Source organism: Mesorhizobium sp. U510, from assembly GCF_059180695.1.
Genome location: NZ_CP180532.1, coordinates 5778660 through 5804339 on the forward strand (window position 1 = coordinate 5778660; position 25680 = coordinate 5804339).

Consider the following 25680-nt stretch of genomic DNA (forward strand, 5'->3'; position numbering starts at 1 on the left):
AATCGGCCGGGAACGCATTGCCATTCCAGAGATTGAGGAACCAGCGCAGCCCGCGCATTGACCCCAGGGATTTTCAGTTATGGCGAAGCAAACATCCAAAGCGGCCGGGACGGCCGCGACCATCCACGATCAGAAACTGCAGCGCGGCGAAGGCGGCGAACTGCACCAGACCGCTTCCGGTTCGGCAGAGGTGCTGACGACCGCACAGGGCGGCCCTGTCTCCGACGACCAGAACTCGCTGAGGATCGGTGCCCGTGGGCCAACCGTGCTTGAGGATTTCCACTTCCGCGAAAAGATCTTCCATTTCGATCACGAGCGCATTCCCGAACGCGTCGTCCATGCGCGCGGCTATGGCGCCCACGGCTATTTCGAGACGTACGAATTGCTGGCTAAATACACCCGCGCCGACATCTTCCAGCGCGCCGGCGAAAAGACACCGGCCTTCGTGCGCTTCTCCACCGTTGCCGGCAACAAGGGCTCCGCCGATCTTGCCCGCGACGTGCGCGGCTTCGCCGTAAAACTCTACACGCAGGAAGGCAATTGGGACATTGTCGGCAACAACATGCCGGTATTCTTCATTCAGGATGCGATCAAGTTTCCCGACCTGATCCATGCCGCGAAGGCCGAGCCCAACAGCGATTTCCCACAGGCACAGACCGCGCACGACAATTTCTGGGATTTCATCTCGCTCACGCCGGAAAGCATGCACATGATCATGTGGGCAATGTCGGACCGGGCCATCCCGCGCTCGTTGCGCTTCATGGAAGGGTTCGGCGTCCACACGTTCCGGCTGCTCAACGCCAAGGATGAATCGACCTTCGTCAAATTCCTCTGGAAGCCGAAGCTCGGCCTCCAGTCGGTCGCCTGGAACGAGGCGGTCAAGATCAACGGCGCGGACCCCGACTTCCATCGCCGCGACCTCTGGGACGCGATCCACGCCGGGAATTTCCCGGAATGGGAACTGCAGTTGCAGCTTTTCGACCAGGCCTTCGCCGACAGTTTCGACTTCGACATCCTCGATCCGACCAAAATCATTCCCGAGGAGGTGCTGCCGCCGATCGCGGTCGGCCGCCTGGTGCTCGATCGCATGCCCGACAATTTCTTCGCCGAGACCGAGCAGGTGGCGTTCATGACGCAAAACGTGCCGCCCGGCGTCGACTTCTCCAACGACCCGCTGCTGCAGGGCCGCAATTTTTCCTATCTCGATACGCAGATCAAACGGCTGGGTAGCACCAACTTCACCCACATCCCGATCAACGCGCCGAAATGCCCCTTCCACACTTTCCAGCAGGACGGACATATGGCGATGCGCAACCCGGTCGGCCGGGCCAACTACCAGCCCAATTCATGGAATGAAGGCCCGCGCGAATCCCCGCAAAAGGGCTTCCGTTCCTTTGCCGAAGCCGAAGCCGGACCGAAGGCCCGTTTGCGCTCCGAAAGCTTTGCCGATCACTACAGCCAGGCACGCCAATTCTACATCAGCCAGCACCCCGTTGAACAAGGCCACATCGCCTCGGCGCTGACCTTCGAACTGAGCAAGGTGCAGACCCCGGTCATCCGCGAGCGCATCGTGTCCCACCTTCTCAATATCGATGATGCGTTGGCTCGCAAGGTGGCGGATGCGCTCGGCCTGAAGGCGATGCCGAAGCCCGCCGATGCGGCGGTGCCGACGCGCACCGACCTTGCCGCGTCGGACAAGCTCAGCATCCTCAAGAACGGCCCCGGTCGCTTCGAGGGCCGCAAGCTCGGCATGCTGGTGACCGACGGCACCGACGCAGCTCTGCTCAATGCGCTGAAGCAGGGGATGACCAAGGCCGGCGCCAAGTTCGAGATCATCGCGCCGAAGGTCGGCGGCGCCAAGGCCAGCGACGGGAGTTGGATCGACGCGCAACAGATGATCGCCGGCGCGCCGTCTGTCCTCTACGACGCCATTGCGCTGCTGCCGGCAAAGCCTGCAATGGCCGAACTGCTGAAGGAATCGACCGCCCGCGATTTCGTCGCCGACGCCTTCGCGCACTGTAAGTTCATCGGCTTCGTCGAGGCGGCGACCCCGCTGCTGGACAAGGCCGGTATTGTCGAGGACGAGGCGGTCATTGCGCTGGCTTCCGCCAAGGATGTCGCGGGCTTCATTGCCAGTCTCGGCGACCTGCGCTTCTGGGCGCGTGAGCCGAAGGTGAAGCTGGGTTGAACTCGGAACTGGACCTGGCTGCGCGCACGCCGCAGCCAGGTCCAGCGATTGTGAAGTCGGCGGCGAGATTGCCGCCCGCGTCGGCAGTGGGGGGCATCACCGGATATTAGGGCTGACGGATACGGATGGAATCCGGCCGACCGTTGCGGGGATCCTGCATCAGCCCGCACAACCAAACCAGCCGAAACCCGCCGGCCAAGCGTCAGGCGGCGCGGCCGAATCCGTTTTCGACGATATCGAGCAGCAGGCCATTATTGTCCGCGCCGACAGGCTCCCTCGACCGCCAATCGCGGGCTGAGCGGTCGAACTCGATCGGCGCCGAATAGAACTGGGCGAAGCCCAGCACCAGCCGTTCGGCGTCGGCAAGCGACAGGTCGCAATGGCGGCCGGCCAGTCGAGCGGCAAGGACTGGAACGTTGACGATTCCAAAATCGTAGATGGTCTTGATCAGCGTGCGATTCAGGTCGTCGCGCAGTTCGATCGGGTAGTTGTGCATGGCAAACTCCTGTCCAGCGGACTGGGTTTTCCCTCACTTTCACCATGCGCCCCACGATTCGTTAAAGCAAGCCAATTGTGAAAAAAGTATTAATAAAATCAATTAGTTAGTATGTTGAGCCAGTGATGCAACCGGAGCACTTTGAGGGACTGATGCAACAAATGTATTTGGCTACCTCGGAACCAAACAGGCCATTGGCAGATTGTGAGGCACATAAGTCACTTACTCATTCGGCTCACCGCCTGCATCGCCGGAAGAAGGATCTCCACGATGGCTGATAATCTCGAGCGCCCTGAACGCCTGCAGGTCATGCTGAACGAGGAAGAATTCGCGGCCCTCGACACATGGCGTTTCGACAAGCGCATGCCAAGCCGAGCCGCCGCCGTGCGTGAGTTGCTGCGCCGTGGCCTCGCCTCCGATGGCTTCCTGCATGCCAACAGCGGCACGCGTTCAGCGGATTTTGGTCTTCTGAATGGCGAACAAGACGCCCGCAAGACGAAGCCCTCGGGGGAGTGAGGATTGCGGTGTGGCCTGGATGCGGTCGTTCTCCTGAAACGCATGCCCGTGCCTGTGTGATGCAATTCCGTACTGCGAGCCGTTCACAATTTTCCTGGAACTGCTCTGGCCCTGGTGAACATCTGGAGGGTCGGTGGGAAGCATGAACAAATTCCTCTTCGCCAGCGCTGACTTCCTGTCTCGCCCGCCGGGTTTCTACGTCATCATCGTCGCCATGGTGGTGTGCACTGCCCTGGTGCCCTTCGGCCTGACAAACGCCGTCACCTATGCCTTGTCCGTGGCGGCTATCATCATCACCGGCGTCGTCCTGATCCAGGGCTACCGCGACACCGCCGCCATCCACGCCAAGCTCGACGAGATCATCGTCGCGCTCAATGACGCCAGGAACGACGTCGTCGGTCTCGAACATGCCGACCCAGAGGAGATCAAGGCAAAGCTTGGCAAGCTCGAGGAAGAGGCGGCACGGACACTGGTTCGCCGCGCTGAAACCGAGGCCGGCTAAGCACTTCATCGGCGGCGGAGGAATCCGTTATACGAGAATCCAGCGCATTGAGAGCGAGTGCCGGATATGTGCAATGACTACGAACAGCATGTGGCATGGGCCGAGTATTGCCGGATGATGGAGTCCCTGGCGCTTCGAATACCCAGCCACCAGAGCGAACTTGACCTGCCTCAAGCCGATGACATTCGCATCAACGACCCGGCGCCCATAATGCGCGCCACCGCCGGCAGCGACGCTATCGAATTGGCGTCGATGACATTCGGATTTCCGCCGGCCGGTCCCAAAGGCGGGCCAGTGTTCAACTTCCGCTCCGAAGGCCGGCAATTCGCAAACAGCAAACGTTGTCTCGTCCCGGCGTCCGGCTTCTTCGAATTCACCGGCGCGAAATATCCGAAGGCGAAACATCGCTTTACGCTCAACGGCTCCCCGTTCCTGGCCATTGCGGGGCTTTGGCGTGAAGCCGTCGGCAACAAGCCCCCCACTTTCACCATGCTGACGACGGACCCCGGGCCGGATATCGCGCCCTACCACAATCGCCAGGTTGTCGTTCTTCAGCCCGCTGATTGGGCGGCCTGGATCAACCTGACAAAACCGGAAGCCGAACTGTTGCGTCCACTTCCGGCTGGAGCGCTTCAGGTGGAGACCGTGCGCCCCGAAAGTGCGTAACCGCAAGGAACGATCATACCGATGCCCTCCCCTGCGGCTATGTTGCCGACAGAAGAAGAAATCATGAGTCTGATGCGTGGGCCCGCAAAGCCCCACGAAAAATCATCGACGTCGACTGACGCGGCGCGGGCACTCTCAAGGCCGGCAAAGTCTCTTGCGCACAATCCAGTCCAGAATATCCTGGTCAATTCCGCCAAGCACCCTGGCCTTCGCCGAAGGCCAGGGTGGGCACCTCGGGCTTGCCGCTTTCAAACGGCTCTAGGGCTTCGGGTTCAATATCCGCGCTTCGCGCAACAGCGATGTCCAATTGTTCCGCCCAAGAAAGGCGACAAGCTCGCGGGCCTGCGCTTCGGTGATCCCGGTTTTGTTGACCAAACGGCGAACAACGTCGTCCGTCGCGGCCGGTGGCTTCTCTTGCTCGTCAGTCATTTTTCGGATGTCCCTTCCGTGCGACCCAACGGCTGGCCGCACGCATTGGTTCCTGGCTTGAACAAGGATAATCCCGCGCAGCGCCATATTGGTCGAAGGTCCCATTCGCAGCGCCGCGATGTTGTGCGAGATTGGCGCAATATAAGCGATTACTTGAATAATGGTTCGGACGACTGTCGAGGGGCGGTTTCGTGCCAATTCGCAAGAATCTTGCCGCGAATCTGCGACGGCTGGTCAGCAGCCATGCGTCGGTGGCCGCCGTGTGCCGCGGGCTGAACATGAACCGCACCCAGTTCGAGCGCTATCTGCAAGGCAAGAGCGTGCCCAATCGGGCGACAGCCAGGATCATCTGCGACTATTTCCATATCGACGAGGATGAACTGTACCGCGCGCCGGAAGCCGCCGCGCCCGCACACCCGACCTTGCTGCCGATCCACCAGACGCTTTACGAGAACATGATGCGCGGCCCGGCTCCCGCCATCGCGGGCGGCACCTACTTCACCTACTTCACGATTCCCGACCGTCCCGACCTGCTGTTGCGGTCGGTCACCTTTGTGCGGCGCGAGCCCGAACTGGTGGCCTTCCGGCGCGTCACCCGCTGGGCCGAGGGCCATCGACAGGGTGGAGCGCGCGTGCCCGGCTGGCATTATGGCGTGGCCATCTCCCGCCTGAACTGGATCTATTTCGCCGGCATCAACCGCCGCCAGACCAGGGAGCCGTCTGTCATAACCGTACAATGGGCACCCTTCTCGGACCCGGTTCTGGTCGGCAAGGCATTCGTCCTGACCGGTTCCGGACCGGCCTGCGTGTCGGTCATCATGCGCCAGGAAGTCGGCAGGATCAGCCTCAGGCAGGTGCTGGGGATGTGCCGGCCCGTCAGCCTCGACGACCCGCTCCTCGACCAGATCGTCGTCAGCCTTGTGCGCGAAGGCCAGGCAATTCCAGCAAAAGTGTGAAACGGTTTTCCCGGGGAAATGCGCGCGGCACTTTCCCCGGGGAATTGCGCCCAGCAGGGAAATGCAGTGGTTAGGCATTTCCGTGAAACGATGAACCGCTTTAGACTGGCATTCCCGGTGGACAGGAAGCCGGGAGCAGCAGGGATACGCGATGCTCAACAGCTTCGACTATGGCGGCAAGGAAGCCGACACCGTGCATGCGCTGGAGGAAGACATCATCTTCGGCCGGCTGGCGCCCGGCACGCGCCTGGTCGAGGATGCGCTTTTGGCCCGCTTCCCGGTCTCGCGCCACATCATCCGCCAGGCGCTGTACCAGCTGGAAAAACTCGGCATCGTCACGCGCGAGCGCAACAAGGGCGCCATGGTGCGCCAGCTCTCGCCGGAGGAAGTGCGGCAGATCTACGAAGTGCGAGAAATGCTGCAGCGCCAGGCGGCGCTGATGATCCCCCTGCCGGTCAGCGAGGCGCTTATCGCGCAACTGGAGGAGATCCACCGCATCTACAGCGGCCATGTCGATGCAGGCTACCTCAGGGGCATCCACGAGGCCAATGACCGCTTCCACCTGACCATGTTCTCGGCCTGCGGCAATGCCTATCTTGTCGCCTCGATCGAACACTATATGCGCCTCAGCCTGCCGGTGCGGGCAAATTCGCTGGCCGACAGGGAAAAGCTCGACGTCTCGCGCCAGCACCACGCGATGATGATCCAGGCGCTGAAGCGCCGGGACAATTGGGTGCTGGCGCAGCTCTGCGTCGACCATCTGCAGCCCAGCAAGGTGTTTTATCTCCAGGAGATCGAGACGGCGCCGGCAGCCAGCGGCGGTTAGAAACGGTTGGCGGCGAAAGGCGCAAGCCTTTCGCTGTTGGGTCGCCGGCCGGCTATGAGGTCGCCAACCAGCCGCGCGGTGACGGCCGAGAGCGTCAGCCCAAGATGGCCATGGCCGAAGGCGTAGATCACGTTCGCATTGCCGGGCGACGGGCCGATGACGGGCCTGGAATCCGGCAGCGACGGGCGGAAGCCCAGCCATTTTGACGACGGCTGGCCGAGCGCGGGGAAGAACTGGCGCACGCCACGATCGAGCAGCGACAGCCGGCGCGGATTGGGTGGCGAGGCCAGCCGGCCGAGTTCGACGGTGCCGGCAACGCGCAGCCGGCCGGCCATCGGCGTCATGTAGAAGCCGAGATCGACCGGACACACCGGCCGCGTCAGCACCGGCGCCGGCGTCGCGAATTCGAGGTGATAGCCGCGCTCGGTTTCGAGCGGGATGCGGTCGCCGGCCTGCGCCGCCAGTGGCCGCGAAAAGGCACCGGCGGCGATCACCACCTTGTGGGCGCGCAGCCGCAGGCCGGGACCGCTGAGGTCGACACCGCCGGCATCGGCCTGCAGTTCTGTCACCTCGCCCCGCAGCAAGGCGACGCCCCGGCCTGTCGCCGCCTTCAGCAGCCGCGCCATCATGGTCTGGGGATCGGTGAGGTTCATCGACTGCGGAAAAAACAGCCCGCCACCCTGCACCGCCGGCAGGTTCGGTTCCAGCGCGGCCACTTCCTCCGGGCTGAGCACCGCCTGGTCGACGCCGAATTCGGCGCGCAACGCCCGGCTCGACGCGCCGCCGGCAAGATCGCCCGGGCGACGATAGAGATAGAGACAGCCATTGCGGCGCAGCAGATCGGCGGCATCGGCCTCGACAGCCATCTCCTCCCAGGCCGGCAGGGAATCGGCCAGCAGCCCGGCCATCGCCACGGCATTGGCATGGGTGGCGGCCGGCAGCGACTGCCTGACAAACCGCAGCAGCCACGGCGCCAGATGCATGAGCGCGCTCCAGCGCAGCGAGAACGGACTGTCGGCGTCAAGAAGCAGTTTCGGCAGCGCGCGCAGCACCGCGGGATTGCCGACCGGCATGCAGGCATATTCGGCGAGCGTCCCAGCATTGCCAAACGAGGCGCCCGAGCCCGGCTCGTTGGGATCGATGAGCACGACTTCGCGGCCGTCGCCGGCCAGCCGCAGCGCCGTCGCCAGCCCGACCACGCCGGCCCCGATGACGGCGATCTCGACACTCTTCGAAGCTGTCACTTGTTGTTCCCCCACGCCTGTCCTTGTCGCAAAACCACGCCGCCCTTTTGGGCGGCAGACATCAGACAAAACCCGGCAATTGCAGATGCCCGGCCGACAGCAGCTCGGCCATGATGGTCAGCGCCGTGCGCAGATCGTCCTGCGAACGCGCCGCACCGACATTGATGCGCACGCCGTGCTGGACCGGCTCGCGGCCGACAGCGAAGGCATCGCCCGGCAGCAGCGCCACGCCGCGTTCCAGGCACGTGCGGGCAAAGCCGGCGCCGCGCCAGGGCTCGGGCAGGCGCAGCCAGGCATGTGTGGCGCTCGGCTGGCTCTGGACATCGTAGCGGCCGAGGATTTCGCTGAGGATCGTTTGGCGCTGGCGCAGTTCCTGTTTCTGCACCTCGATGATCCGCGCTGCTGCCCCGTCCTCGATCATGCGCGCGCCGATCAGCGCCGTCAGCGGGCTGATGCTCCAGCAATTGATGCGCAGCGCCGCCGCGACCTGCCCGGCAATGGCGCGCGGCGCGATGACGAAGCCGAGCCGCAAGCCGGGCGCCAGGCATTTCGACAGCGCGCCGATATGCACCGTCAGTTCCGGCTCCAGGATGGCGAAGGAAGGCAAGGCCTCGTCGGCCAAGGGACGGTAGACGTCATCCTCGATGATCAGCACATTGTGACGGCGCGCCACGGCGGCAAGCTCGTGGCGGCGCGCTTCGCTGAGCGTAATCGTCGTCGGGTTGTGCAGCGTCGGCACCAGGAACACCGCGCGGGGGCGCAGCTGCGCGCAAGCGGCGTCGAAAGCATCAGGCCGCATGCCGCCGCGATCCATGGCGACGCCCCGCAGATCCAGCCCGTGCACCCGGCAGAGCGCGTTGATGCCCTGATAGGTCACCTCGTCGGCCAGCACCACCTCGCCCTGCCTGGTTACCGCGCCAAGCAGGCAATCGAGCCCGTGCTGGGCGCCGGCCGCCAGCACCACGCGGCCGGGGTCGCCGTCGCCGGCAACCGCTTTGAGCCAGTCGGCGATCGCCGCGCGCGCCCACAGCGGCCCTTCCGGCGGGTGATAGTCCTGCAGCGAGGCATAGTGCGGATCCCTGGACAGGCGCGGCAAAAGAGCCGCCAGCGCGTCGAGATAGGCCGAGGTGGCGGGCCGGTTGACCGAGAGGTCGATGATGCCGCTCTCGTCGCTCGGCGCCGAGACGAAACCGGGCCGCTCGCCGGCCTGCCTGGCCGCCACCGTCGTGCCCCGCCCTGGCCGCGCCTCCAGCAGGCCGCGCTGCTGCAGCGTCGCCAGCGCCCGCGTCACCGTGGTGACGTTGATGCCGAGCGCCCGCGCAATGTCGCGTTGCGGCGGCAGCCGGTCGCCGACCGCCAGCGTGCCGGCGGCAATGCGCTCGGCGATCGCGTCGGCGAGACGGCGATAGACCGGACTTTCATCCTCGGTAAGGCGGAGATCGCTGAGCATACGGACAGGATTCGGGCTGGGACTGATGTAAGCGCTCTAGCATAAGACAATTCGCCGGACAATAGCGCTTGTGTGACTCAAAACCGGAGAACTCCAAGCGAAAATATCACACAATCGCCGAAAAACTGGCTTGACGCCCAAAGTTGTATGCATCTATGCTCTGATTCAGAATGATTGTGTGAGCATACAAGTTTGGACGACCCGCCGAGAAGCGGGCTTCCAATGGGATGGAACCATGCATCACAAGGCGCATAATGCTTCAGCCGGTACGTTTCGGGATCGCGCCCGATGAGCGCCCTGGCCGCATCATCGCCAGCCTCGGCTTCTGCCGCCGGCCCGGCCTTCGTCGATTTCGTCGATGTCGAAAAATCCTATGACGGCCGCGCCTTCGCGGTGACCAGGCTGAACCTCGGCGTGGCGCGCGGCGAATTCCTCACCCTGCTCGGCCCATCCGGCTCGGGCAAGACGACGACGCTCAACATGCTGGCCGGCTTCGAACGGCCGACCAGCGGCACCATCACGCTGGAAGGCAGGCCGGTCGACCGGCTGCCGCCCTACCAGCGCAACATCGGCATGGTGTTCCAGAACTACGCGCTGTTCCCGCATATGAGCGTGGCGGAGAACGTCGCCTTCCCGCTCTCCGTGCGGCAGGTGAGCAAGGCCGACATTGCCGGCCGCGTCGGCCGCGCGCTGGACATGGTGCGGCTGAAGCAGTTCGGCGACCGCAAGCCGGCGCAGCTTTCCGGCGGCCAGCAGCAGCGCGTGGCGCTGGCCCGCGCGCTGGTGTTCGAGCCGAGCCTGGTGCTGATGGACGAGCCGCTCGGCGCGCTCGACAAGAAATTGCGCGAGCACATGCAGCTCGAGATCAAGCAGATTCACACCATGCTCGGCGTCACCATCGTCTACGTCACCCATGACCAGAGCGAAGCGCTGACCATGTCCGACCGCGTCGCCGTCTTCAACAATGGCGCCATCGCCCAGCTCGGCTCGCCCGACGACCTCTACAACGCCCCGCAGAGCTCCTTCGTGGCGAGCTTCATCGGCGAGAACAACACGCTGGAAGGCATCGTCGACCGCGTTTCGGGCAAGGAATGCCGCGTGCGGCTGACCGGCGGGGGCGAACTCACGGCGCTCGCTATCGGCGTGGCGCAGGGCAATGCCTGCCATGTCGCCATCCGCCCCGAGCGGCTGAGCCTTATGCCGGCCGGTGCCAACGCCTTGCCCGCGACGGTCGACGGCCGCATCTATCTCGGCGACCATCTGCGGCTTCTGGCCCGGCTCGGCAATGACCAGCTGCTGACCGTCAAGGTCGGCCCCGAGGCGACCATGGCCAATGGCGAGGCCGTCACGGTCTCCTGCGCGCCGCAGGACTGCCGCGCCTTTCCCGCCGATGCCTCGGCTGCCAAAGCGGGGCCGTCCTGAACCAAGCCAAGAACAGATCCATCTCAAAAACAGGGGAAGAAAAATGAAGATCGCAAAGACCCGGATGCTCGCTTTCGCCGCGGCCGCACTGTTCAGCATCGGCCACGCCTTCGCCGATGAACTGTCGATCATGGCCAGCGGCGGCGCCTGGCAGGATGCCCAGCGCAAGGCCTGGTTCGAGCCGTTCAGCAAGGAGACCGGCGCAAAAATCCTCGAGCAGGAATATCTCGGCGATCTCGGCAAGGTCAAAGCCATGGTCGACACCGGCAACGTGCCGATCGACCTGGTGACGGTCGAAACCGCGACGGTGCTGCAGGGCTGCGACGCCGGCATTCTGGAACGCCTCGACTATGCCAAGATCGGCCCGCGCGATAAATTCATCGAAGGCTCGGCACTCGATTGCGGTGTCGGTCTCGATGCTTACGGCGACATCCTCGCCTATGACCCGACCGTGCTGAAGGAAGCGCCGACCTCGGTGCTCGACCTCTTCGACACCAAGAAATTCCCGGGCAAGCGCGCCATGCGCAAATTCCCGGCGCAGAACCTCGAATGGGCGCTGATGGCCGACGGCGTGGCGCCCGCCGACGTCTACAAGGTGCTGGCGACGCCCGAAGGTGTCGACCGCGCCTTCAAGAAGCTCGACACCATCAAGAAGGACATCGTCTGGTGGGATGCCGGCGCGCAGCCGGCGCAGCTGCTCGCCTCCAAGGAAGTGGTGATGACCACCGCCTGGAACGGCCGCATCCAGAACGCCATCGACACCGACAAGAAGCCCTTCAAGATCGTCTGGAACAACCAGATCCTCGAATATGACATGATCGCCATTCCGAAGGGCGCCAAGAACCCGGAGCTCGCCTACAAATACCTGGCCTATATCTCCAAGCCGGAAAACAATGCCAAGCTCGCCAGCTACATCACCTACGGGCCGGTGCGCACCGACGCGGCCTCGTTCGTCGCGGCCGACGCCTTGCCGAAACTGCCCAACGCACCGGACCATCTGGCCGGCGCCTATCTGGTCGCCGACACCGAGTTCTGGGGCGACTATGGCGAGGACCTTGTCAAGCGCTTCAACGCCTGGCTGGCGCAGTAGCGATGTCGGCGCTGCAGCCCAGCGAACTCGACCGGCCCGCGCTGGCCCGCGGCCGGCCGGCCGCCGGCGCGTATCCCGGAACCGCGTCGGCGGCGCTGCGGCGCGCCGAATTCGGCGACCGGCTGCGTTCGCTGGCGCTGGCAGCACCCCTGCTCCTGCTTTTGGCCCTGAGCTTCGGCATCCCGATCGTGCTGCTGCTGTCGCGCGCCGTCTACGACCCGACTATCGCCGACGCTCTGCCGCGCACCAGCCAGGCCCTTGCCGACTGGAACGGCCAGGGCCTGCCTGCGGACGCCGCCTTCATCGCGCTCGCCGCCGACCTCAGCGAAAACCAAGCCAAGGGCACCGCTTATGAGCTGGCCAAGGCGCTCAACGCACGCCTGCCCGGCGCCCGCAGCCAGGTGCTGAAAACCGTGCGCCAGCTCGAAGGCGCCGCCGGCAAGCCGCCGCTCGAGATCGTCAAAGCCGTGCCCTTCTGGTCGGCGCCAGGCACCTGGCCGACCATCTCCAACGGCACCCACGCCCTCACCTCGTTTTACCTGCTGAGCGCCCTCGACCTCAGGTGGAACGCCGATGGCGGCATCGAGCGCGTGCCGCCCGAACAGGCGATCTTCCTGCAAGTGTTCCTGCGCACCTTCTTCGTCGCCGCCGCCGTGACGCTTGCCACCTTGCTGCTCGGCTTTCCCCTCGCCTATCTCATAGCGAGCGTGCCGAAAGGGCTGGCGGCGATCCTGATCGTGGCGGTGCTGTTGCCGTTCTGGACCTCGATCCTGGTGCGCACCGCCGCCTGGACGGTGCTCTTGCAGAAATTCGGCCTGGTCAACGACATGCTGCTGTGGCTCGGCTTCGCCTCCGAGCGGCTCGATTTGATGTACAGCCGCATCGGCCTGATCATCGCCATGACGCATATCCAGCTGCCCTTCACGCTGCTGCCGATCTACTCCGTCATGCGCACCATCGCGCCCTCGCAGATGAAGGCTGCCTATTCGCTCGGCGCTAGACCCTTCACTGCCTTCCGGCGCGTCTACCTCCCGCAGGTTTTCCCCGGCGTCATGGCCGGTTGCCTGCTCACCTTCATCCTGTGCCTCGGCTACTACATCACCCCGGCCCTGATCGGCGGCGCCAGCGACCAGCTGATCAGCAACTTCATCGCCAATTACGTCAATGTCGAACTGAACTGGGAGATGGCGGCGGCGCTCTCCTTCATCCTGCTGGTCTTCACCCTGGCCCTGTTCGGCATCTTCGCCCGCATCCTCGGCCTCGACCGCCTGAAGATGGTGTAGCCATGCTGCTCTCGCCCTACCCCACTCCTGGTGAACGCATCCGCGTCGCGCTGCTTTGGCTGTGGTGCGGGCTGGTCATCCTGTTCCTGCTGGTGCCGATCCTCATCCCTGTGCCGCTTTCCTTCAACAGTGGCGCCTTCTTCATCTTCCCGCTCGAAGGCCTGTCGACGCGCTGGTACGAGGTGGTGCTGGGCACGCAGCGCTGGCAGTCGGCGATCGGCAACAGCCTGATCGTCGCCTTCGGCACGACGCTGATCGCCACAACGCTCGGCACGCTGACGGCCATCGCACTGTCGAACGAGAAATTTCCCGGCCGCCGCATCGTCATGCCGCTGCTGCTCTCGCCGCTGATCGTGCCCGTGGTGATCACCGCCGTCGGCTCGTATCTGTTCTACGCCCGCATCGGGCTCGCCAGCACCTATGCCGGCATCATCCTGGCGCATACCGCGCTTGCCAGCCCCTTCGTCGTCGTCACCGTGGGGGCCAGCCTCACCGGCTTCGACCGCAATCTGATGCGCGCCGCCGCCATCTCGGGCGCGAAACCGCTGACCGCCTTCTTCCGGGTGATGCTGCCGCTGATCCTGCCCGGCGTGCTTTCGGGCGCGGCGTTTGCCTTCGTCACTTCCTTCGACGAGGTGGTGGTCGTGCAGTTCCTGGCCAGTGCCGGCCAGCGCACCATGCCGCTCGAAATGTTCATTGGCCTGCGCGAAAAACTCTCGCCCGCCATCACCGCCGCCGCGACGCTGATGATGGCGCTGTCGATCGTGCTTTTGGTGGTGGCGAACCTGCTTGCCCGACGCGGCCAGGGCCGCCGGCCAGCAAGCGGCTGAGACCCGCCATCGGCGACGGGCGACGTACGCGACGGTGAAACTTTTCGCATGTCGTTCCCGTGGCTTTTTGGGATCGCCTCCCGGGCGATCGCAGACCTCCGATCAATGCCCCGCCGGTCCTGCCGGTGGGGCCTTTTTTGAGGCCGCCGGCGCGGAACAATCAGAGAGCCGAGAAGTTCTCAAATCGCTGGGCTCCTAGACGTCCGGCCAACTTCGGCGCTGGCCACGGTGCACGTCGGGGCAAGTCGTTGTGCAGCCATCCGCCAACAGATGAGAGCTTTCTCCTGCGCGAATGAATGAAACTTGCAAACGTTGAAATCTTTCGTATGCCATTTTTAGAAAACCGAGTTCATTTTGCGTGGGAAATTGGAACTTTTACCCAAATCCTCCCGTTACACCCTTGATCGTTGCTTAGACGGTCACAAAGCAACAGGGAAGGAATCCATTATGAATACCAAGATGATCTGCTTTGGCGCCATGGCGCTTTCGATGGTTGCCGGCTCGGCTCTCGCCGCATCGGGCAGCGGGACCTCGGCTCTCGACGACCCGGCCAAGATGCAGCCCTTCTACACGGACTCCACCATGAAGAAGATGCGCAGCAATGACGAGTTCATCAAGGCCTGGAAAGCGCTGACGCCGGAAGACCAGAAGATGGTGATGGCGGCCTGCGATGATGAGGCCAAGAACGCCAATCCCACCAACGCCCATCCGGAATTCTGCAGCAGCGTGAAACAGAACGGCGGCAGCAAGTAACGCGCCCAGACCATTGAAAAAACAGCCCCTTTGGCGGGGCTGTTTTTTTGGGCGGCCGGATCGAGAAGTCGCATAGCCGTCCTTGCTGCCTCAGCGTCTCATCGGCCATAATCCGCGATATCGTGGAGAACACCGATGTCGCTCAGCCCCTTGTTCCATGCCTCGCCCGTCATCCAGCTCCACGCGCTGATCGCCATTGCCGCGCTGCTGCTCGGCGCCGTGCAGCTTTGGCGCACCAAGGGCGACCGGCTCCACCGCGCGCTTGGCCGCGTCTGGGTGGCGCTGATGGCGACGGTCGCCGGCTCCGGCCTGTTCATCTGGACGATCCGGCTGTGGGGACCGTTCAGCCCGATCCACCTTCTGTCGCTGTTGGTGCTGGTGATGCTGTGGCGCGGCGTGCGCGCCGCGCGCGGCGGCAACATTGCCGCCCACCGCCGCATCATGCAGGGCACCTATATTTTCGGGCTCATCATCACCGGACTTTTGACCTTCATTCCCGGCCGCACCATGTATGCCGTCGCCTTCGGCCCGCAGGGCGCGACACCGCAGAAGCTGGCGATCTTCGCCGCTTTGGTCATCCTCGCGGCAGCGGCCGGCCTCTACGCCTCGCGCAGTGCGCGGGTGCCGGGCTGAGTGTCAGCCGGCGAAGCCGCCGCCTTTCCGACCATTTCCTTGTTCTGGCCATGTTGCACTGCGAAAACATTGTTGCATTGCGATATCGGCCGGTTGCGCCGAGACAAGTGGCGGGCTTTAAGTAACGAAGGAGCTGTCGTGGCGGCATCGTTTCGGCCTGATATACAGGGATTGCGCGCGCTGGCGGTCGGTGGCGTCGTGGCCTATCATTTCGGGCTCTCGGCACTGCCCGGCGGCTTTGCCGGCGTCGATATCTTCTTCGTCATTTCCGGCTGGCTGATAACCACGCACCTTATGGGCGAGATCACCGAGACCGGCCGGCTCGACCTCTGGCGCTTCTATGCGCGGCGCGCCCGGCGCCTCCTGCCGGCGGCCCTGTTCGTCATCCTGATGACGCTTGGCCTCGGCTATTTCATCCTGGCGCCGCAGGAGCAGGCGCTCTATTCGCGCGGCGCCATGTTCGCCTCGGCCTATGCCATCAATCTGTGGCTGCTGCGCTGGTCGTTCGATTATTTCGCCGCCGACGCCTTGAGCAACCCCTTCATCCACTTCTGGTCGCTGTCAGTGGAGGAGCAGTTCTACCTCGTCTGGCCGGCTCTGCTGCTCTTCGCGGCCTGGCTGCGTCCGGACCGACGCATGGCTGTCGTGGTGATCGGCGTCGCCGGCCTCGCCTCCTTCGCTGCCTGCCTGTGGCTGACCAGCCTCTCGCCGGCCTGGGCCTTCTACTTCTCGCCGCTGCGCGCCTGGGAGTTCGCCGCCGGCGGCCTGGCGACGCAGGCGCCGGCGGCCTTGTGGCAACAGCGGCCATGGCTGCGATCAGCGGAAGGCTGGCTCGGCCTGGTGCTGATCGCGGTCGCCTATCTCAGCTTGAGCGAGGACCTGCCCTTCCCCGGCTGGTATGCGCTGCTGCCGGTCGCCGGCACGGTGCTGGTGCTGCTGAGCGGCGCCGGCGAAGAGAACGATGCGGCGGAAACCAGCCCGGCCCGCTGGCAGGCTCTTGCGCCTGCCTCCGTGCTTTCGCTAGCGCCCCTGCAGTGGGTCGGCACGCTCTCCTATTCCCTTTATCTCTGGCACTGGCCGGTCATCGTCTATGCCGGCATGCTGGCGCCGGATCTCAGCATCCTCCAGCGCTTCGGCTGCGGCGCGCTGGCGCTGGCGCTGGCATTCCTGACCTATCATCTGATCGAGAACCCGGCGCGGCGCGGCGGCTGGCTGACCGTTGGCGCTCGAGCACTCGCCCCCGCCCTGGCGCTGACCGGCATGGGCGTGGCGGCGGCCTATACCAACGCGCATCTGGCGACACGCAACATCGACCCCGCCCAGCGCGGCATCGAACAGGCCGCCGAACAGCCCTCCATCGCGCGCGCCGTCGACAAGAACTGCCTGCTCGACTTCCACACGGTGAAGCCGAAACCCTGCACCTTCGGCCCGGCCGACGCCGCCCACACCATCGTGCTGTTCGGCGATTCGCACGCCGACCATTGGTCGACGCCGCTGGTCGAAGCGGCCAAGCGCAACGACACCAAGGTGGTCACCTATCTCAAATCCTCGTGCCGCGCGTCACGGCTTTCGACCTTCAACACGGTGCTGAAGCGCGACTACACCGAATGCGACGCCTGGCGCGAACAGGCGATCACGGACATCATCCGCCGCAAGCCGCGCCTGGTGGTGATCTCGGAATTCTCGATCGGCAATCTGACGCGCGACATGCCCGCCGCCGGCCGCAAGGCCGAGACCGCGCGCTGGCAGGCCGGCCTGCGCTCCACGTTGCAGGCCTTCAGCCAGGCCGGCGTCGAGACCGCCGTCATCCGCGACACGCCGATCGGCGACAGTTTCGCCGATTCCTGCGTGGCCCGCGCTTTGTGGTGGCGCGAAGCCCCCTCGCGCTGCGACACGCCGAGGGCTGAGGCCGCGAACGACAGCACTGCGGCGCAAGAGCGCGCCGTGGTGAAAAGCGTGCCAGACACGCGCTATGTCGACCTCACCGACCGCTTCTGCGGCCCGACACAGTGTCACGTGTTCATCGGTGGCAAACTGGCCTTCCGTGACCGGCATCATCTGGCGACGGCCTTTGCGGAGACGCTGGAAGGGCCGTTGGAGAAGGCGCTGTTTTAGGGAGACAAAGCGCTTCTTCCTTCTCCCCTTGTGGGAGAAGGTGGCCTCGCGAAGCGAGGTCGGATGAGGGGTGTTCCAGAGAATGCCGACGCCTCACTCCGCTGGAACACCCCTCATCCGTCTCGGCGCTACGCGCCGATCCACCTTCTCCCGCAAGGGGAGAAGGGAAGAGCCCCTCACCCGGCCTCAACCGGTTCCGCCACATAGCGCCAAGCGTCACCTTTCCGCGCTCTGGTCTGGTCGGTGGATCGTAAAATCCATGGAACGCGCCCGCCTCCCGGGAGTTATATTAGATCAACCTGAAAAGGAGGTAGCCATGAAGAAGCTCCTGCTTGTCTCGGTTATCGCCATTGCTTCGGCGGCGGCGATGATCGCCCCGGCCGCCGCCCGCAGTCACGTCTTTATCGGCATCGGCGGCTACGACAATTCCTACGGCAATGACTATTACGATGGCTATGGGGACTATGGCGGCGGGCGTTATGTCTATAGCCCCTACGACCCCTATGATGACGGCTACAGGCCCCGTTATTTCCACCGGCACCACCGTTGCCACATCGAAGTGATCAATCACTGGCGCCATCATCACAGGATCGTCGAGGAAGTCCGCGTCTGCGGATAATCTGATCCCGTGAACTGATCCGGCCGGCATCGCTGGCCGGATTGTTCGCGCCCCCTCACCGCCCCATCATCATCCCATAATGCACCGCCAGCAGGTCCAGCCCGACCTTCAACAGCTTCGTCACCACGTCCCTGCCCTCGCCGGTCTGCTCAGCCAGGCTCTTGATCGAGCCGCCCACGCAGCAGACTTGTCGTACCACCACCGCGACCTCCCAGTGCCCCAGCGCCCTGGTGGCGGCGGCATGCGCCCGGCCGGAGTCGAGCACGCTGTCGGCGATGCCGCCGCCATGGCGGCCGCCGTCGACGCGCTCGCTCCAGCGCATCGGCTTCACGCTCGCCTGCTGGCTGCACTGGAAATCCTCGCGGTAGCGCTGGCCGGCCTCGCGCTGCTGGCGCGACAGCGAGGTGATGCCCAGGAGCGGGTCGACATTGCGCACCCGCACGATGCCGCCGGTGGAGGTGTAGCCGTCATTCGACACTTCATAGACGCGCCGCGCTTCGGCCGTGCCGGTGGCCAGGCGCTTGCGGCCGAAGGCGTCGTCGCTGAGCGCGAAATCATGGCCGAGCTCGCGGCGGATGCGCACCTGCTCTGCCTCGCCCTTCGGCAGTTTGGGGGCCTGCGGTTTGGCGGCTTTGGCTTTTTTGGGCATGGGTGGCTCCTTGGGGTTGGGTGGTTGGATGGTGAGCTGGCCTTGCAGAACTTGGGTTCCTCGCCCCCGCGAAGCGGGGGAGAGGTGGATCGGGCGAAGCCCGAGACGGAGCGGGGGTAGCGCCGACGGTCGAAGGGAAACGGCCCGACGTACAACGGGATTTCGTGCTCCATCCTCAACCGGCTTTGGCTTGGCGGAGGTCGCCCCCCTCTCCGTCCCGGTTTCGCCGGGCCACCTCTCCCCCGCCTTGCGGGGGCGAGGAACCTAAGATTTGTGAGGCCGCCCGCCGCGCCATCAGCTCGCGCATCACCCGTCGCTCCCGCACCTCGATGCAGAGCTGCGCGCTCGATGGGCAGAACTGGGCGTTGCCGCTTTTCACCTCGCCGCGCACGAAGCGCTGGATGGCGGCCTGCAGATCGGCAAGCTCGGCGTCGCGCACCGCGCCGAGATAGCCACGCATCTGCATCTCGACGTCAGTCAGGGCGGATTGCGGGAAGCATGAGAACATCGCGGCCAGCGCTTTCGTCGCCTGTTGCAGTTCGGCTGCGGTCATGGCTGCGGATCTCCTCGATGATGGCATTGGCGGCGTCGGTGTGGGTTTTCGGCCGCTGCCAGCCGGGTTTCTTCCTCGAAAAACTGGGAGTTGGTCTGTTTCTGCCCGCAGCAGGGGACAAATGCTGCGCATTTTCAAAGGAGCCCCCTGCCACCTCTTGATCTCCATGAGTCGAAAAATGCTGCGCATTTTCAGGGGAAAAAGAAGCTTTTTCGCTCTGGTTTCTGGAGTCTGGAGAATGCCGTGGCAAAACGCCGGCATTTGCCGCCCCATGAGCCTTTGTTTTCAAGGCGGTGGCGGTTCCACCGCGTGCGCCGGCGGCGGCCCTCGCCTCGCTTTTGACCTGCGCCTTGTGCAATTCCCTGGTCAGCCTCTTGTGGCCGATCTCGCCCGCCTCGCGCTCGAAGAAGCTCAGCAGATCGACGCTGATGGTGCGCCATCTTTTCAGGGAAAGGCGCGCCACCCGCGCCAGCTTGGCGTCGTCGTCGGGCAGCCGCCCGCCGGCGTTCCACATCGCCATCAGGATCAGCATGTAAGCGCCGATCTGCTCGGTGGAGAGCGGCAAGGTGTCGCCGACGAAATCGGAGACATAGAGCTGCATGAAGGGCCGCTCGCTCATGTGGTGCCTGCACGCAAGCTAATGGAACCAGCCGCCGGCCCGCACGTTATGACGCGTCCGTGCCAAGGGGAGGTTTGCCGATGACGGCGTTCATGCCGATTACGCTGCGCTTTTGCGACAACAAGACCATGCTGGTCGGCTCGGTAGCCGACGCAGAAACGGCATTGCGGCACCAATGGCCCGACAAGACCGCACCCGCCTATATCGAAGCCGCAAGGCTGGTCAGGTTGGCGGTCGAGGGCAGTTGCTGCCCGCGAACGGCCTTCGAGGCCTTCAGCAAGACCGCCAGGCAACAGGGCATATTGGTGGTAAAGCCGAGAAGCCGCGCGCATGACTGGCTCGACGCCGCCGCCGGCCCGTGACGCCGCGGCGATGCAACCGCGTGGCGGCCTTGCGCGTTTATAAGCGCGGGCTTTATAGTCTCGCTGAGATCGAAGGTGAACGCCGTGGGTACGCTGAAAACCGGAGTGCCGCTCAAAGTCAACCTGGAAGGGCATGTCGAGGAGATCGACAGCGTCAGCGATGCCGCCGATTTCCTGCAGCGCTGGCCGATCGAGCGGCGCGGTCACGTCTACCGCAGCGCGCTCAATGCCTGCAGTGCCGCGATCGCCGCGCAGATCTCCGAATCCGACGCGATAAAGGTGTTCACCGGCTTTGCCCGCGTCGCGGGCATCCTGGTTGCCGAGGGTGGCCCGCCGATGCGGCTGGAGGCACGAACCGTGCAAAGCCGCATGCCCAAACAGGGCCGGCAGATACCGAAATAGGCCAAGCGTCTTTCTCCCCGTCACTATAAGGGGAGAAATGCCCGGCAGGGCAATGAGGGGCGGCGCCGGCGTCTGAACGAGTAGCGCCTGAACTGGATGCTTGAAGTTCATATCTGCTTTTAATCCTGCCATGTCAGCGCTGCCCCTCATCCGCCTGCCGGCTCCTTCTCCCGTATAGAGACGGGGAGAAGGCAAGCTTTCACGTGCAAACCCGCCGCTGGAACCGCGCGTGGTGATAACCGCAGTAGCTTTTCTGCCCCTTGGTTCGCATGCCGCAGCACAGCATGTCGGCGCCGGGCCGGCCGCCCGGCGCATCGTTCTCCGGGTCCTCGTCCAGGGTCAGAGCGAGCGGCGCACGGCAGCGGTCGAACAGGCAGTCGATGAAGCGCATCGCTACGCCGTGCGGCTGGCGGCCGATCGGTCCACGCTGGGGCGCGGGCGGCTCTAGACGGTACGCCTCGCCATCGGCGATCAGCACGCCCACCTCGCGCACGAACAGGCGTGGCGGCAGCCAGGCCGGCGAGGCATCGCGCCTGGGCCGGGCCTTGTTCTTGCGCGCGCCCTCTGCCGAATGGACGCCGGCGCGCTCTTGCGCCACTGCCTTGCCGCTGGCCTTGCCATTTGCACGCTCTGCGGCCGCCGGCTTGCGCATTGTCCTTTCGCCGGCGGCTTGTCTCGCGACCGGCGGCATCCCCTGGCCATTGGCAAAGCCGATCGCGCCCAGCATGGCGTTGCGGTGGACGATGCCGATGATGGCGTTACGTGACACCTGGCTGCCGCGCAGTGCGCTGAACGCCGCCCCGATCCTCCAGGCCGAAAGCCCCTCCTTCAGCCAGCGGGCGATCTCTTGCAGTTCGGCGTCGCTGTAGCTTGCCATGTCCAGGCTCCATCCAGGGGTGCGCCTTCGGCAGCACTGGAGAGCGCGCCGTCGGCAAGGCGTCAGGGTTCGGGCCCGGTCCGGGCCACGGTCAGGTGTTCGGTGTTAAAGCCGGCTCTTGGCCGGATCAGCCGGAGCGGATCGCGTGTCCGGCAGTCAGGCGCGCCAGCCGCGCCTCCGCCGTCTTGCTGTCGGGAGCGGAAACCGCCCTGCCCGTCATCGGCTCGAATAGGATGACAGTGCCGTCCGGCGTGCGGATGCAGGAGCGCACGTAGGGACCGGCGGACAAAACGGGCCGGTCGAATTGGGGGCCGGAGCCGAGGGGAGCGGCGGCTCCGGCCGTTCCGGCCGCCAGGGACAGGCGGGCCGGACCCGAGGCGTCAAAGCGCTCGGGCTTGGCCCCGGCCGGGGAGGACGGCCAGGACGGAAGGGAATGGGCGGCGACTTCAGTCGCCTTGTTCGCCTCACGCGAGGCCGGCGCTATCGCGCCATGAAAGCTGGACAGGTTCTGCATGACCAGATATAAGCATAACTCAAAAATATATGCAAGCCATTCTTTCATAGACGAGAGCCGCTTTCATCGCTCACATGGGTGCCATGGCCAAAACGGAACTGTCGATCAAGGTCGGGGCGGCGATACGCCAGGCGCGCAAGCAGCGCGGCCTGGTCATGCGCCACATTGCCGAGCATAACGACACCGATGTCGCCGCTGTCGGCAATTGGGAAACCGGCCGCAACCTGCCCAAGACCGAGAACCTTCTGAAGACCGCCGCCTTCCTGCGCGTCGACCCGGTGGCGCTGGGCAAAGGCGAGGTCGTCTTCCTCGACGATGCCGGACCGGTGGCCGACGCCGAGATCGTCACCGATGCCGGCCCGATGCCCGCCGGCTCAATGGATATCGAGGTGCTGGGTGCGGCGGTCGGCGGCGACGACGGCGACTTCACCTTCAACGGCGAGCCCGCCGGCTATGTCCAGCGCCCGCCGGGCGTGCGCAACCTGCCCAAGGTGTTCGCGCTGCATGTACTCTCAGACTCCATGGTGCCGCGTTACGAACCCGGCGACCTCATCTATTGCGGCGGCCGCGACGCCGTGCCCGGCGACCATGTGGTGATCGAGACGTTTCCGGAAGAAAACGAGAAGAACGGCAAGGCCTTCGTCAAGAAACTGGTCAAGCGCACAGCGAGCGAGCTGGTGGTCGAGCAGTACAATCCGCCGAAGACGCTGACCTTCAACCGCTACGCGATCAAGCATGTCTGGCGGGTTATACCGCTGAAGGAATTGCTGGGATATTAGCGCACTTTTTTCCTTCTCCCCTTGCGGGAGAAGGAAAAACCACCGCCACCCCCTGTCAAGCCCGCCTCGCCCCCTCCACCAGCACCTCGCGCTCGCTCAGCATCTGTGCCTCGCTGCGCACGCGCTGACGCTCGTCGATGAAGGCGGCCTGGATCGACACCGCCGTCCCCGGCAGCCCGTCGGCGCGGCAGGCCGAGCAGACGATGCGGCCCGAAAGCTCCGCCAGCGGCGTGCTGCCCGTCACCCCGAAACGCCGGAGTTCATCCGGTTTCCACCATCTGTTGCGGCCGCAATCGGCGCACTCGACCGATATCGAGGCGACATGCGCGATGACTGGTTTCCTGCCCGGCAATGCCATTGCCTCTCCACCCCGTTTGTTCCTGGTTTGTTCGTATAATCCTGTGTTTTGAGCCGGGAGTCGAGTCGCAGTTTTAACACTTTCCCAAAAGTTTCCCTTTTATCGGTTTTTGAGTTATGCTTTCAACAACTCGCAGATGTGAGTCGCCTGCCGCATCAGACCCGGGAGCAGTGATGGATGCCGCCGATTTCGCCCGCGCCTGCGGTTACACCGGCGACAGTCCTGCTCTGCTCGAAGCCTTCGAGGTGATCCGTCGCAACGGCATCACGCAGGCCCGCCAGGATCATTTCCGGCGCAAGGCCGTCATCGACGAGTTGAAACAATCCGAACCACTGTTCCTGGCGGCAATCGGCCCGGCGCTGTCGGCGCAGGAGGCCATCGAGGACACCGCCCGCTTCATCGCCTGCTGGCGCAACATGCCGCGCTGGCGCCAGGAACGGCGCCTGCCCGATCTCGTTCGGGCCAGGCAGCAGCGTCTCGCAGCCCGCTTCTTCCGCCGCTACGGCCATCGCCTGTGGGCGCTCGAAGCGGCCTGAGGCCTGGCACGCTGGACCAGCCATTTGCGGGTTCCAATCGGTTCCGTTTCTTTCTAGATTGCGCGTGGGTGGCTCTTCGTTCGACGTGCATGATTTGGAATGTTCAGGACTGCCCGCTCAAAAGTTCAAACCTGGATCACGGCCGGCGCGGGAACCATCGCGGCGCTGTTCGTCGCCGGTCTGATGGGCGCCTTCGGCGCCCTCCCCGCCCACGCTCCGCCGCAATTGCCGCTCGACACTGCCATCGATGCCGGACGCTGGCGCGTCCAGCCGGTGCGCGCCTATGTCAGCTACGCCAAGGTTTATGGCGTGCTGATGAAGCCCGGCCAGAAGGCGCTGGTGCTGGAGGCCGACATGACCAATCGCACCGCGCAATCCGACAAGGCCTATTTCGATGTCTTCAAGCCGGACGGGCTCGCCCTGCCCGATCCCATGCCGATGATCGCGCTGACGCGGGACGAGACGCTGACGCCGGAACTGCATCCCGGCATGACGGAGCGCATGGCCTATGTCTGGCCGCTGGCCGGCGACGCCATTGTCCCGGCCAGCCTGAGCTTCGGCGTCACCGCCGAGATATTCAAGCCGCGCGACAACCTCTATGGCATGCCCGGCTGGTTCAATCCCTACCGGCTCGGCACCATCACCTTGCCGGTCGCCGACGTGCCGGGAACCGGCTCATGAGAATCCGCATCCTCGGCAATCTCGTCATCCTCGGCGCGACCGTGGTGCTGAGCTATGGCATGCAGGTGTCAAAGCCGCATTATGCCGACCTCACCGCGCCGATCCCGGCCGATGGCGCCATGCGCGACACCATCCGCGCGCGCAGCTTCGATGTCCGGCTCGACAAGGTGGTCTTTGCCCGCGCGCTGAAAACCAACCAGTTCGGCCGGCAAAAGCTTTTGACCACCAGCGGCCTGTGGGCGGTGGTGACGACCAGCCTCACCGCCACCGCTGCCTCCACCACGGTTGCCGACGGCACCTGGCAAGGCCCGACCGGGCTGCGCTATCACCAGACGGAACGGCTCGGCTACCGCCAGGACATGCCGCCGCATGGCGTCGATCCGGGCCTGGAGAAGCGCGGCCTGTTCGTGTTCGAAATACCGCCCGACCAGATCCGCGGCGCCAGCCTGCTGATAGCAGCGCGCCAGTTCGGCCCGCTCGACGCGCAAGCGCGCATCAGCCTCGATGGGGTGCCGACAAGCGCCGATGGCCAGCCGGCGGATGTGCTGCCGGAATACGACCTCGATGCGCCGCCACCTCAAGGCAAGTCATGAGCGCCGTTTCTACCGCCTCTGGACCGATCGCCAGCGAAGACCGGCAGGCCGAGCAAAAATGGCGGCGGCGCAGCCTTGTGGCGCTTGCCATCCTGCTGCCGCTGACGCTGGCCGAGACCAGCTATGACAGCCTGCGCGAATGGCTGCATGGCGAGGACCTCATCGCCAGGGATGTCGATTTCGGCCAGTCCGTGCCGTTCGGCGGCAGCGACTGGAAACTGGCCGATCTGCGCGGCGGCAAGGCCGGCCGCCTGCCCGACCACGCCTTCGCCGTCATCGCCACGTTCTCGGTCAAGATAGGTGACCCCGACCTGCAAAAGCAGTGGCTGGGCTGCAAGCTGATGCTGACCGACGCCGCCGGGCGCCGCTGGCTGCCGGATGTCATCGCCGGCGTCAGCCTGCCGGCGGGTGTGATGAACTGCACCTCGGCGATATTCTCCGGCGTCAAAAAGGGCGACACTGTCACCATCGGCGACATCTTCATCGTGCCGGAAGACGCGGTGAAAACTATTCGCCCGGCGGTCGGGCTGGGCAGTGAACGGCCATGGTATCTGCGGTTTCAAAGGCCGCCGAAGTAGCTACTTTCTCCCCGTCACTATACGGGGAAATGCCCGGCAGGGCCATGAGGGGCAGCGCCAACGCTCCGGTAAGTGGCTGATTTGCCTAACGTCACGGCCAGCGCCGGCCCTACGAAATCAAGCTCAATTCTTTCGCGACAGCGCCGCCCCTCATCCGCCTG

The 25680-nt window shown here is 64.7% G+C and carries 31 protein-coding genes; 21 read left to right on the forward strand and 10 right to left on the reverse strand.

The window, feature by feature from the left end; translation table 11 throughout:
- Positions 1–79 precede the first annotated feature (79 nt).
- Positions 80–2188 carry a catalase gene (katE, locus tag ACLGL5_RS29820; protein WP_494372820.1) on the forward strand — a complete coding sequence of 703 codons (2109 nt, stop codon included), beginning with the start codon at positions 80–82 and terminating at the stop codon, positions 2186–2188.
- A 202-nt stretch (positions 2189–2390) separates the two neighbouring features.
- On the opposite strand, the gene ACLGL5_RS29825 is transcribed toward katE, so the two are convergent.
- Complete coding sequence (locus ACLGL5_RS29825; protein ID WP_069092677.1) at positions 2391–2684, reverse strand: hypothetical protein; 294 nt, start codon at positions 2682–2684, stop codon at positions 2391–2393.
- A 270-nt stretch (positions 2685–2954) separates the two neighbouring features.
- On the opposite strand from ACLGL5_RS29825, the gene ACLGL5_RS29830 reads away from it, so the two are divergent.
- The 3 genes from ACLGL5_RS29830 (at position 2955) to ACLGL5_RS29840 (ending at position 4368) form a co-directional block, all read left to right on the forward strand.
- Positions 2955–3200: a hypothetical protein gene (locus tag ACLGL5_RS29830; RefSeq protein ID WP_069092678.1), complete on the forward strand. Its 246-nt coding sequence runs from the start codon at positions 2955–2957 to the stop codon at positions 3198–3200.
- Between the two features lie 142 nt (positions 3201–3342).
- Positions 3343–3702, forward strand: coding sequence for a low affinity iron permease family protein (locus ACLGL5_RS29835; RefSeq protein WP_069092679.1), 360 nt, complete (start codon positions 3343–3345; stop codon positions 3700–3702).
- 66 nt (positions 3703–3768) lie between these two features.
- Positions 3769–4368, forward strand: a complete 600-nt coding sequence (locus ACLGL5_RS29840; RefSeq protein WP_064985800.1) for an SOS response-associated peptidase — start codon at positions 3769–3771, stop codon at positions 4366–4368.
- Positions 4369–4626: 258 nt separating this feature from the next.
- Here ACLGL5_RS29840 and ACLGL5_RS29845 read toward each other — a convergent pair whose 3' ends face one another.
- Entirely contained in the window at positions 4627–4902 is a 276-nt protein-coding gene (locus ACLGL5_RS29845; protein WP_141700960.1) for a hypothetical protein, read from the reverse strand.
- An 86-nt stretch (positions 4903–4988) separates the two neighbouring features.
- Between ACLGL5_RS29845 and ACLGL5_RS29850 the strand changes: the two genes are divergently transcribed.
- Complete coding sequence (locus ACLGL5_RS29850) at positions 4989–5753, forward strand: helix-turn-helix domain-containing protein (protein WP_069092681.1); 765 nt, start codon at positions 4989–4991, stop codon at positions 5751–5753.
- A 151-nt stretch (positions 5754–5904) separates the two neighbouring features.
- Complete coding sequence (locus ACLGL5_RS29855) at positions 5905–6579, forward strand: GntR family transcriptional regulator (RefSeq protein WP_019859547.1); 675 nt, start codon at positions 5905–5907, stop codon at positions 6577–6579.
- On the opposite strand, the gene ACLGL5_RS29860 is transcribed toward ACLGL5_RS29855, so the two are convergent.
- Together ACLGL5_RS29860 and ACLGL5_RS29865 are read right to left on the reverse strand one after the other, a co-directional pair.
- The gene (locus ACLGL5_RS29860; protein WP_069092682.1) at positions 6576–7823 is read right to left on the reverse strand and encodes an NAD(P)/FAD-dependent oxidoreductase; all 1248 of its coding nucleotides are present in this window, start codon (positions 7821–7823) and stop codon (positions 6576–6578) included. The two genes, ACLGL5_RS29855 and ACLGL5_RS29860, sit on opposite strands and share 4 nt — an antisense overlap.
- Before the next feature lie 61 nt (positions 7824–7884).
- Positions 7885–9273 carry an aminotransferase-like domain-containing protein gene (locus ACLGL5_RS29865; RefSeq protein WP_069092683.1) on the reverse strand — a complete coding sequence of 463 codons (1389 nt, stop codon included), beginning with the start codon at positions 9271–9273 and terminating at the stop codon, positions 7885–7887.
- A gap of 288 nt (positions 9274–9561) precedes the next feature.
- Here ACLGL5_RS29865 and ACLGL5_RS29870 point away from each other — a divergent pair, with 288 nt between their 5' ends.
- The 8 genes from ACLGL5_RS29870 to ACLGL5_RS29905 all read left to right on the forward strand — a co-directional run bounded on the left by ACLGL5_RS29870 (position 9562) and on the right by ACLGL5_RS29905 (position 18018).
- Positions 9562–10695 (forward strand): ABC transporter ATP-binding protein, encoded by a 1134-nt coding sequence (locus tag ACLGL5_RS29870; RefSeq protein ID WP_069092684.1) that lies wholly within the window; start codon positions 9562–9564, stop codon positions 10693–10695.
- Positions 10696–10738: 43 nt separating this feature from the next.
- Entirely contained in the window at positions 10739–11785 is a 1047-nt protein-coding gene (locus ACLGL5_RS29875; protein WP_083246824.1) for an ABC transporter substrate-binding protein, read from the forward strand.
- Between the two features lie 2 nt (positions 11786–11787).
- A complete protein-coding gene (locus ACLGL5_RS29880; protein ID WP_069092685.1) occupies positions 11788–13068 on the forward strand; it encodes an ABC transporter permease in 1281 nt (426 codons plus the stop codon).
- 2 nt (positions 13069–13070) lie between these two features.
- On the forward strand, positions 13071–13898 hold the full coding sequence (locus ACLGL5_RS29885; RefSeq protein WP_019859553.1) for an ABC transporter permease: 828 nt from the start codon (positions 13071–13073) through the stop codon (positions 13896–13898).
- Positions 13899–14345: 447 nt separating this feature from the next.
- A complete protein-coding gene (locus ACLGL5_RS29890) occupies positions 14346–14651 on the forward strand; it encodes a hypothetical protein (RefSeq protein WP_019859554.1) in 306 nt (101 codons plus the stop codon).
- 135 nt (positions 14652–14786) lie between these two features.
- The gene (locus ACLGL5_RS29895; RefSeq protein ID WP_038648270.1) at positions 14787–15284 is read left to right on the forward strand and encodes a DUF2306 domain-containing protein; all 498 of its coding nucleotides are present in this window, start codon (positions 14787–14789) and stop codon (positions 15282–15284) included.
- Positions 15285–15422: 138 nt separating this feature from the next.
- Positions 15423–17399 carry an acyltransferase family protein gene (locus ACLGL5_RS29900; RefSeq protein WP_069092686.1) on the forward strand — a complete coding sequence of 659 codons (1977 nt, stop codon included), beginning with the start codon at positions 15423–15425 and terminating at the stop codon, positions 17397–17399.
- Between the two features lie 316 nt (positions 17400–17715).
- Positions 17716–18018, forward strand: a complete 303-nt coding sequence (locus tag ACLGL5_RS29905; RefSeq protein WP_019859558.1) for a hypothetical protein — start codon at positions 17716–17718, stop codon at positions 18016–18018.
- Positions 18019–18073: 55 nt separating this feature from the next.
- Here ACLGL5_RS29905 and ACLGL5_RS29910 read toward each other — a convergent pair whose 3' ends face one another.
- The 3 genes from ACLGL5_RS29910 to ACLGL5_RS29920 form a co-directional block, all read right to left on the reverse strand.
- Positions 18074–18667, reverse strand: a complete 594-nt coding sequence (locus tag ACLGL5_RS29910) for a DUF6456 domain-containing protein (protein WP_019859560.1) — start codon at positions 18665–18667, stop codon at positions 18074–18076.
- Positions 18668–18842: 175 nt separating this feature from the next.
- Positions 18843–19220 carry a hypothetical protein gene (locus ACLGL5_RS29915; protein WP_141700961.1) on the reverse strand — a complete coding sequence of 126 codons (378 nt, stop codon included), beginning with the start codon at positions 19218–19220 and terminating at the stop codon, positions 18843–18845.
- Positions 19141–19839, reverse strand: coding sequence for a YdaU family protein (locus tag ACLGL5_RS29920; RefSeq protein WP_069092688.1), 699 nt, complete (start codon positions 19837–19839; stop codon positions 19141–19143). The genes ACLGL5_RS29915 and ACLGL5_RS29920 overlap by 80 nt, the downstream gene beginning before the upstream one ends.
- Before the next feature lie 80 nt (positions 19840–19919).
- On the opposite strand from ACLGL5_RS29920, the gene ACLGL5_RS29925 reads away from it, so the two are divergent.
- Together ACLGL5_RS29925 and ACLGL5_RS29930 are read left to right on the forward strand one after the other, a co-directional pair.
- Entirely contained in the window at positions 19920–20201 is a 282-nt protein-coding gene (locus ACLGL5_RS29925) for a DUF982 domain-containing protein (protein WP_019859563.1), read from the forward strand.
- A gap of 84 nt (positions 20202–20285) precedes the next feature.
- The gene (locus tag ACLGL5_RS29930; protein ID WP_032921203.1) at positions 20286–20603 is read left to right on the forward strand and encodes a DUF982 domain-containing protein; all 318 of its coding nucleotides are present in this window, start codon (positions 20286–20288) and stop codon (positions 20601–20603) included.
- 199 nt (positions 20604–20802) lie between these two features.
- On the opposite strand, the gene ACLGL5_RS29935 is transcribed toward ACLGL5_RS29930, so the two are convergent.
- A complete protein-coding gene (locus ACLGL5_RS29935) occupies positions 20803–21480 on the reverse strand; it encodes a GcrA cell cycle regulator (RefSeq protein ID WP_069092689.1) in 678 nt (225 codons plus the stop codon).
- A gap of 127 nt (positions 21481–21607) precedes the next feature.
- Positions 21608–21994, reverse strand: coding sequence for a hypothetical protein (locus ACLGL5_RS29940; RefSeq protein WP_245307194.1), 387 nt, complete (start codon positions 21992–21994; stop codon positions 21608–21610).
- A gap of 74 nt (positions 21995–22068) precedes the next feature.
- Between ACLGL5_RS29940 and ACLGL5_RS29945 the strand changes: the two genes are divergently transcribed.
- A complete protein-coding gene (locus tag ACLGL5_RS29945; protein ID WP_019859568.1) occupies positions 22069–22773 on the forward strand; it encodes an XRE family transcriptional regulator in 705 nt (234 codons plus the stop codon).
- A gap of 55 nt (positions 22774–22828) precedes the next feature.
- On the opposite strand, the gene ACLGL5_RS29950 is transcribed toward ACLGL5_RS29945, so the two are convergent.
- Entirely contained in the window at positions 22829–23131 is a 303-nt protein-coding gene (locus ACLGL5_RS29950) for a hypothetical protein (protein ID WP_019859569.1), read from the reverse strand.
- A gap of 173 nt (positions 23132–23304) precedes the next feature.
- Here ACLGL5_RS29950 and ACLGL5_RS29955 point away from each other — a divergent pair, with 173 nt between their 5' ends.
- The 4 genes from ACLGL5_RS29955 to ACLGL5_RS29970 all read left to right on the forward strand — a co-directional run bounded on the left by ACLGL5_RS29955 (position 23305) and on the right by ACLGL5_RS29970 (position 25519).
- The gene (locus ACLGL5_RS29955) at positions 23305–23667 is read left to right on the forward strand and encodes a hypothetical protein (RefSeq protein WP_083246825.1); all 363 of its coding nucleotides are present in this window, start codon (positions 23305–23307) and stop codon (positions 23665–23667) included.
- Positions 23668–23766: 99 nt separating this feature from the next.
- Positions 23767–24348, forward strand: a complete 582-nt coding sequence (locus ACLGL5_RS29960) for a hypothetical protein (RefSeq protein ID WP_069092692.1) — start codon at positions 23767–23769, stop codon at positions 24346–24348.
- Entirely contained in the window at positions 24345–24941 is a 597-nt protein-coding gene (locus ACLGL5_RS29965; protein ID WP_069092693.1) for a hypothetical protein, read from the forward strand. Before ACLGL5_RS29960 ends, ACLGL5_RS29965 begins: the two co-directional genes overlap by 4 nt.
- On the forward strand, positions 24938–25519 hold the full coding sequence (locus ACLGL5_RS29970) for a hypothetical protein (RefSeq protein ID WP_069092694.1): 582 nt from the start codon (positions 24938–24940) through the stop codon (positions 25517–25519). Before ACLGL5_RS29965 ends, ACLGL5_RS29970 begins: the two co-directional genes overlap by 4 nt.
- Positions 25520–25680: the final 161 nt, after the last annotated feature.